6 protein-coding genes are annotated in these 7,959 nt (G+C 60.2%); 5 read left to right on the plus strand and 1 reads right to left on the minus strand.

All coding sequences use genetic code 11. The features are described 5' to 3' along the window. The first annotated feature begins 125 nt into the window (after positions 1-125). From IE243_RS21495 to IE243_RS21515, 5 genes are all read left to right on the plus strand, one after another. Positions 126-2,468: a GumC family protein gene (locus IE243_RS21495; RefSeq protein WP_191321354.1), complete on the plus strand. Its 2,343-nt coding sequence runs from the start codon at positions 126-128 to the stop codon at positions 2,466-2,468. Between the two features lie 2 nt (positions 2,469-2,470). Next, a complete protein-coding gene (locus tag IE243_RS21500; RefSeq protein WP_191321355.1) occupies positions 2,471-3,073 on the plus strand; it encodes a J domain-containing protein in 603 nt (200 codons plus the stop codon). Between the two features lie 74 nt (positions 3,074-3,147). Further along, complete coding sequence (locus tag IE243_RS21505) at positions 3,148-4,551, plus strand: tetratricopeptide repeat protein (protein ID WP_191321356.1); 1,404 nt, start codon at positions 3,148-3,150, stop codon at positions 4,549-4,551. Positions 4,552-4,801: 250 nt separating this feature from the next. Beyond that, on the plus strand, positions 4,802-5,941 hold the full coding sequence (locus tag IE243_RS21510; protein WP_191321357.1) for a glycosyltransferase family 4 protein: 1,140 nt from the start codon (positions 4,802-4,804) through the stop codon (positions 5,939-5,941). A 7-nt stretch (positions 5,942-5,948) separates the two neighbouring features. Next, positions 5,949-6,269, plus strand: coding sequence for a hypothetical protein (locus IE243_RS21515; protein WP_191321358.1), 321 nt, complete (start codon positions 5,949-5,951; stop codon positions 6,267-6,269). Positions 6,270-6,278: 9 nt separating this feature from the next. Here the strand turns inward: IE243_RS21515 and IE243_RS21520 are convergent, their stop codons facing one another. Next, positions 6,279-7,649 carry an O-antigen ligase family protein gene (locus IE243_RS21520; protein ID WP_191321359.1) on the minus strand — a complete coding sequence of 457 codons (1,371 nt, stop codon included), beginning with the start codon at positions 7,647-7,649 and terminating at the stop codon, positions 6,279-6,281. Positions 7,650-7,959: the final 310 nt, after the last annotated feature.

Raw genomic sequence — 7,959 nt, forward strand, 5'->3', positions numbered from 1 at the left:
CCCTGGCGATATCGTCATGGTCCCCCAGTCCGACCTGAAGGTCGGTTTCAAATACATCCTCCAGGCCGTGCCGCTCGCAAGGCTGGCTACGTTCTGACAATTTTCGCCAATTGAGGCTATTGGTAATGCGCACCGGGATTAACGGAGAGGCTGGCGTTGACGGACCAGAGGGAGGCGGGCGGAAGCTGCCTGCTCCCGTGAGCGGTCGCGGGCTGCCGGCCAACCCGGAGGGGTACGGATATGGCGCAATAGGTTACGCCGAGCCGTCACAAGGCGAAAATGAGTTTGTCGTCCTGGCGCGTCGTTTGTTGGCGATCGCACTAAAATGGCGCTATCTCATTGCAGGAGCAGCGGGCACTTTCCTGGTTGTCGGCCTTGTTTACAGCTTCCTCACCACGCCGTTGTATTCCGCTACTGTCCGGATACAGATCGACCGCGAAGCGGGCAAGGTCGTGGGTGGCGACAGCGCTGCGCCGTCTGAGACCGGGAGCAATGACTTCCAGCGGACGCAGCATGAATTACTCAGAAGCCGTGCCATTTCAGAACGCGCTGTCTCTACGCTGGCGCTCGATCAGAAAACCTCCGCAGAAGCATCGGCGGGACTGTTTGGGGCCGTTATCGGGCTTTTCGCCAGCGCGCCCGATGAAAAGGAACAGGCCGCCATGCAGGAACTTACGAGGGCGCAGGCGGTGCGCCGGGTGCAGGGTAACGTAGATATCCGACCCGTCAGAGGCTCCCGCCTCGTCGATATCGTCTACACGGACCCCTCACCGAAGCAAGCCGCATCGATTGCCAACGCTTATGCTGACGCCTATGTCGCCGCCAATCTCGACAAGCGTTTCGAGGCGAACGCCTATGCGAAGGTGTTTCTCGAAGACCAGATCAAGCAGCTCAAGTTACGTCTGGAAGATGCGGAAAAGGCGCTGATCACCTTCGCCGAGAGCGAAAATATCGTGCAGACCAATGACAGGGTTTCCATCGCCGAGAGCAATCTGGCCGCCGCCAATGCGGCGCTGGGCACGCTGATTTCAAATCGCATGCGTGACGAGCAGAGCTGGCGTCAGGTCGAGAGCAGCACCGCGATCAACTTGCCGCAATTGCTGACGAACAGTGTGATCGATGGGCTGAGGGCACAGCGGAACGTTCTGCGTCGTGACTATGAGGAGAAGCTGGAAACCTTCAAGCCCAGCTATCCGGAGATGGTGCAGATATCCAAGAAAATCGCCGAAATCGACCGCCAGCTTGCCACCGAAGTGTCCACCATCCGGAGTTCTTTGAAAGCTGCCTACGAGGCTTCGGCCACGCAAGAAACGCAAATGCAGAAGCGTATCGAGGAGCTCAGGGCTGAGGTTATCGACCTGCAGAAGAAAAGCGTGCGTTACGGCATTCTTCAGCGGGAAGTCGAAAGCAGTCGAAACATCTATAACAGCCTGCTTCAGCGATATAAGGAAGTCGATGTCGCGAGCGGCGTGGGCACGAACAATATCTTCATTGTTGACCGTGCCCTGCCCGGCGCGCGCTCCCACCCCCGAACCATGCTCATCCTGGCTGGCGCCCTCGTTCTTGGCCTGGCCGCCGGGTTTGGAAGCGCAACCCTGATAGAGCTTTTCGATGATCGCATCCGGACCCCGGACGATGCGGAAAAGGCGACAGGCCTGCCAATTCTTGGCGTTGTCCCTTACGCTGATCTCGACGAAGGTTTGCTACCTGAACTTGCAGATCCGCGGTCGGGTATTGCCGAAGCTTATCGGTCGCTGGCCACGTCACTACAGTTTTCCACCGAGGCAGGCCTGCCCCGTAGTCTGGTCGTGACGAGCGGCGGCCCATCGGAGGGCAAGTCCAGCACGGCAATCGCTCTCGCCCGCCACTTCGCGATCACTGGCAAAAAGGTCCTGCTCGTCGACGCCGATTTGCGACGGCCATCGCTCCATAGCAAGCTTGAGCTTGGCAATGCCAATGGCCTCAGCAACGTGCTGACAGGCATGTCGTCGATGAATGACGTGATCCAGGCGACGCCCGTCGATAACCTGTGGTTCATCGGATCAGGCCCGTTGCCGCCGAACGCAGCTGAACTTCTCGGCGGCACCCAGGTGTTTTCGTTCATTGCCGTAGGGTTGGAGGTGTTCGATCTGATCATCTTTGACAGTCCGCCCATGCTTGGACTTGCCGACGCGCAACTTCTGGGCGCAGCGGCTTCTGCAACGATTTTTGTAACCGGCTCTGGCCAGGCGCGACGGGGATTGGTGCAGAACGCCCTGCGTCGGCTGCAGCTTGCCCGTGCGCTGCCAATCGGCGTCGTTCTCACGAAATTTGACGCTGCCTCGGCGCATTACGGCTATGGTTACAGCTATCACTACGGCTACCACTATGGAAACGACGATCAGCTTGGCCAGGAAAATCCGGGAAGATCGCGGCTGCCGACCCTTGTTGAGAAGGCGCGGAGGTTCCTGCCCTCAAAGGCAACGTAGCCATGCGGCCGGCCATCCATTGTGCGCTGAACCTGTTCGCCAACCCGGGTCTGGTCCGTAGATATCAGCAGGAGAAGCTGCCGCCGGACGTTCACCAGTTGCTGCTGGTCGCGGTCGGTCACGGAGGCGCGCGGACGGCTCCCACGGTTTCCACCGGAGGTCCGTCACATCTCGAAGAGGCGGCGAGTTTCTTTATCGAGCAGATTCTGCTGGACCAACAGTCAGACAGTTTTCGCGTGCTCGGTTGCGCCCGGGAAGCAAGCCACGAGGAGTTGCGGCGCAATATGGCGCTGCTCATGCGTTGGCTGCATCCGGATATGCGGTCACCGCGTTATCGTTCGGTTCTGGCGCGGGAGGTTTTTATTACGCGCGTGACCCGCGCATGGAATGATCTGAAGTCTGACGAGCGCCGCATCGCATATTTGCACGCGAACCCGGCAATCGTCCGGGGCGGCAGAACCGGCTCACGACACGGGGGGGCGGCGAAGCGAAACAAGGGTCACCGCGTTTTGTCGCCGGCTCGCCCCATCACGGCTCCGTCGCGCGCTTCCGGTCTGATGGCCATCCTAATCCGCCTGTCCGGCATGGTGCGTAGAAAGTCATGAAGCCGCATCGCCGCACACGCCGCCCTCATGACGCCAGCCCCGAGCGCCGGGCGCGGCGGTCCTGGTTCAGGCACATGCGCGATGCTATCCGATCGCACCGGTTGCGTGCGGCCGCGCTGGCCCTCACAGGCCTGGCTTTGGCAGCTTTTGTATTCACCACGTCAATGCCGCTGGCGCTTGCCGAACGCCACCCGCGCCTGTCTCTTCTGCTTTCACCGCACAATGCAAAGGCTCTGGTTGCCCTGGCGCGCGAGGCGCGCAACACGGGGGGCGCGCCAAGCGCACCAGCCGCCCAGGAGACGCCGTCAGAGCAGCCGGAAGAGCAACACGCCGGGGCTTGGGCCGATCTGACTGCGGCAGAACAACCTGTTCCGCCAGCTGACCAGGGCGCGCCCAGGTCTGACGGCAGCAAGGCTTCCGATCAGAAGCGACGCGACACGATACTGAAGCTTGCTGCCCAGGCAATCCGTAAGGCGCCCCTGAACGCGGAGGCTTATCGTTTGATCGGCGAAGCCGCGACCGATGACGGGCAGGCGCGCCAGAGCATGACGGATGCGCTGGCGCGGTCTCGCCGGGAGGCGATCGCGGCGCTCTGGCTGGCTCATCATGCTTACGAACGGGGGGACTGGAGCGGTGTCATCCAGATGGCCGACACCATTTTTCGCGCCCGCCCATCGCTCAATCGCTTTGTCGCCGGCTACCTGAACTTCCTGACCACGATCCCGGAGGGCCGGGAGAAACTGACTGCGGCGCTGAAGGCGCAGCCCTCGTGGAGATTGGGTTTCCTCCGTGGATTGGGGACACAACTGGCAGGGTCCGACGCGCCGCTGGCCCTGTTCCAGCAAATGAAACAAGCCGGAGACACGCTCACCGATCAGGAACTGGTGCCGTTTCTGGACGCCCATATGCGCGCGACCAAATCCGCCACGTCAGCCTACAATATCTGGCTGCAGCTTCTACCGGTCGAACGTCTCGAAACCCTGAAATCCGTAAACAATCTGGATTTTTCGACCGAGCCAGGCGGACTTCCCTTTGACTGGCGTGTGGCTTCGTCGCGCGGTGTTTACGTCGATTTCCAACGCCACGTGGACAAGCCGGGCAGGGCGCTGCATTTGCGGTTCGGCGTCGGCCAGCTGAAATTCGGTGGAATCAGCCAGGTTATCTTTCTGACGCCCGGCCACTACAGATTCGAAGGGCGGCAGCAGGGCCGGATGACAGCGCGGCGGGGAATGCGTTGGCGGATCGCCTGTTTTCCCGGCGCGAGGGTCGTCGGTGAATCGGACCAGCTTATGGGAGCGCCACGAGATGCGCGCAACTTCTACTTCGACGTCGTGGTTCCCGATGACCCGGCCTGCGAAGCCCAGACGGTGAGGCTGTTGCATGACGCCCGATCCCCGTCTGAACAGTACGCCAGCGGAGACATCACGTTTGACCAGCTGAAAATCGGGCGGCTTCCAGACCCCGCCGCGCGCGAATAGGCCGCATGAGGATGATCCAGGCCCCGTTGCCGGATTTGGCGCTTGCGGCGCGCGAATTGATATCAACCCGGCGGGGCAGTTCCTGAAGGTATCCACAGAGGCGGGCGCTGTCCGCACAACAAAGGGCGAGACATCGGAGCCTGCCGCCTCCCTGGTTCAGGGCGGCACATCCATGGACAGAAGAATCCCGGTATCCGCTTCTCCATCGTTCATTGAAGTCGTTTTAACCAGATTACCCAGGAACCCCGTCATGAAGGTTGTGATTTCAATCAACACATCCTGGAACATCATAAATTTTCGGGCAGGGCTGATCGGCGCTTTGCAGAAACAGGGCTTCGACGTGGTCGCGGTGGCGCCAACTGACCCGTACAGTCCCGGACTGGCGCATCTGGGCTGCCGACATGTACCGCTGCCCATGGACAACATGGGCACAAGCCCGGTCCGTGATCTGGCGCTCTTCGCCCGCTATCTGTCAGTGCTGAGGAAAGAAAAGCCAGATTTGTATCTGGGCTGGACCATCAAGCCCAATATTTATGGTTCCCTCGCCGCGCATGTTCTTGGCATACCCGCAATCAACAACGTTTCCGGTTTGGGGACGGCGTTCCTTCATCAGGGATGGCTTACGCGGCTGGTCCGGATGCTGTACCGCCTGGCTTTTTCGCGCTCACGGACCGTATTTTTCCAGAATACCGATGATTGCCGGCTGTTTGTCGAAACGGGGCTTATCCGCCAGGAGCAGGCGGGCATTCTCCCGGGCTCCGGGGTCAATGTGTCCTCTTTTGTCCAGCAGCAGCCAGTTCAGCGTGATGAGGGGCAGGGACCGGTGTTTTTGCTGGTCGCCCGACTGCTTTGGGACAAGGGAATCGGCGAGTTCGTTGAGGCGGCGCGCTGCGTCCGTCAGCTGGTTCCAAACGCACGCTTTCAGTTGCTGGGCTTTCTGGACGTTGAAAACCGCACCGCCGTGCCCCGGACGACGGTCGAAGAATGGCAGCGGGAAGGCATTATCGAATATCTGGGTCATACGGATGATGTTCGTCCGTTTATCGCGGAAAGCGATTGCGTCGTTCTGCCATCGTACCGGGAAGGCGCTCCCCGGAGCCTGCTGGAGGCCGCCGCCATGGGCCGCCCGCTGATTACCACAGATACAACTGGCTGCCGCGATGTGGTTGAGCATGGTTTCAACGGCTGGCTATGTCAGGTGAAGGACGCCGGAGACCTGGCTGAACAGATGCTCGCATTCGCCAGACTGCCGCCGGAAGGAAAACATCGGATGGGTCAAAACAGCCGCCTGCTGGCTGAGCGTAAATTTGACGAGTCGTTCGTAATAAAATCTTATACCGATGCCATACAGCAGATAAAATCATCCGCAAATCCCGGTATAATTAACTGATGAAATGATGTGGCACTATTATAAAGAGCCGATCGTCGAATTTTTCGCCATGTCGCGCGACGCATTGCATGTGCACCTTGGGCTTGCAATCTTTTTTTGTGCTCTTTTGCTGCTCAATGGTCGTCGGCATGCGGTGATATGGGCGTGGGTCATGGTGCTCTGCGCGCAGACGATTAACGAACTGCTCGATTTCCACGATTGGTATATCTGGGTTCACGCGTGGAACTGGAAGAAATCGCTGATGGACTGCGCCCACACTCTGCTGTGGCCCAGCGTGTTCGCCTGCTGGATATGGTTTGCGCAGAGACGCGCCAGCAAATCGGTCTGATGTTCTTCCTTACGAAACCGGGCGCCAATCTTCCCTGGAGATACGCTCGCCGGTCGGTCGCGGCGGTCTTGTCATTAATGCGCAGCTAACGGCAAAGCAGGCCGCCATCGCGGCTGTCCGGAGCGGGTAATCGACCAGCGAGTGGATCAGCACAAGCAGAACCGCGAGCGATGCGGTTTGTTGAACGATTACCTGGGCAGGCGGGCTTTGCCTGTCTGTGCCGATCCAGATTCTGATAAACCATGATCCGAACCAGGCGAGAAACAGCATCATTAATGCGATGCCCGGCAGGCCTGCCTCGAGCGCAAACTCCAGCCAATCGTTGTGCGCCCGGTTGACATAGGTCGCCCCGCTCAGGGTTCGGTCGTCTTCGTACACGGCATAGACGGAGGGGAAGGTCGCAAGTCCGGCGCCGGCAGGGAAGGCGTCGGCGGCGGCCTGCGATGTCACCGCTCTCAGGGTCGTCCGGATCGCGTCGGTGACACCCTCATCAAATCGCGAGAGGAAACGGTCAGAGCCAATTTGCCCAATGCTCAACAGCAGGAGCGCGGCGGCGACCAGAACGACCCTTCGCAGGCGGCGCTCCTTCTGTTCGCGGCCCCTCAGGATCGTCATGAACGCAGGTGAAATCGCCGCCAGGGCGATGAAGGCGGCAATGGTCAGCGCGATGCCGGCCCGGGAGCGCGCCAAAGCGATCCCGCCGACCATCACGAAGATGAAGCAGAAGAGGCCCGTAAACCAGGTGATTTTCCGGGAGGTCTCCTTGCGCTTCGCCAGCAGGCGCTCGCCCCGGAGCACCAGCCAGGCGATGCCATAGATCAGTGTGGTGTAGAGGAGCGCTGCAAAATGATTGCGATTGGCAAAAAAGCCGATCGCTTCGACGTCATTGCTGATTTCAAAAAAGCGCAGTGGGCTACTGGGACCCTGCATGACCTGAAGAATGCTAAGGGCAAGGCTCAACAGACCAAAAGCTGCCAACCATCCGGTGAGGCGGATACGTTCATTGAGGTCAAGTTGCCACGCAAGCAGAAATATGGCCAGAGTTGGCAGCGCAGCGGCGACGGCCGCGCGGCTCGCGGCAGGGTCAAGTGAGCCAGATCCGGTCTGCAGGCTACCCGGCTCCGAGAGACCGCCGACTGCGTTGATACGGCTCAGGACGCCGCGGATGCCCAGGCCACCCCAAAGCGGAATGTACTGCGCGAGCAGAATCAGAAGGAAACACACTCCCATGGCCAGCGGGAGAATGAGGGAAGCATCGTATCGCGCCACCACGCGACCTTTGTCGACGCTTTGCAAATGTCCGCTCTGTCGCTCAAGCCTCGTCCAGATGGCGAACAGGAGCGCCGGCACGCTGAGAAGTTGAAGCAATACATCAGACATAAAGCCTGAGGACGTCGCTCCCCCCAACGTGATGCATAAGGCTAGGAGTGCAACGGTGACGGGAAGCACGGTTTGCTGCGCCTTGCGTTATGTGGCGTCTCAGGGGCTGATGGGGCGGATGGGAGGAAGGTCGTTGCCGCCGCCGCCATTGTTTGCGGCCATGACCCCTCCGATAGCAGCGGCTCCTGCTATGCCTCCGACGATGAGCGCGGTTGTATCAGCTGGCTGGGCGATTGTTGCGCCGCATCCTGGGGCACGCACGGCCTGGGTCGAGGACGCCGGCACGTTGACAACGCGTCCGCCGCCAAAA

Origin of the sequence: Camelimonas fluminis (genome assembly GCF_014656355.1) — a bacterium.
GTDB classification, from domain to species: Bacteria; Pseudomonadota; Alphaproteobacteria; order Rhizobiales; family Beijerinckiaceae; genus Camelimonas; species Camelimonas fluminis.

Bases quoted from the DNA above. Each gene is read 5' to 3' on its own strand.
- IE243_RS21515 (WP_191321358.1), top strand. From the start codon at position 5,949: ATGTGGCACTATTATAAAGAGCCGATCGTCGAATTTTTCGCCATGTCG.
- IE243_RS21500 (WP_191321355.1), top strand. From the start codon at position 2,471: ATGCGGCCGGCCATCCATTGTGCGCTGAACCTGTTCGCCAACCCGGGT.
- IE243_RS21505 (WP_191321356.1), top strand. From the start codon at position 3,148: ATGCGCGATGCTATCCGATCGCACCGGTTGCGTGCGGCCGCGCTGGCC.
- IE243_RS21520 (WP_191321359.1), bottom strand. From the start codon at position 7,649: ATGTCTGATGTATTGCTTCAACTTCTCAGCGTGCCGGCGCTCCTGTTC.
- IE243_RS21510 (WP_191321357.1), top strand. From the start codon at position 4,802: ATGAAGGTTGTGATTTCAATCAACACATCCTGGAACATCATAAATTTT.
- IE243_RS21495 (WP_191321354.1), top strand. From the start codon at position 126: ATGCGCACCGGGATTAACGGAGAGGCTGGCGTTGACGGACCAGAGGGA.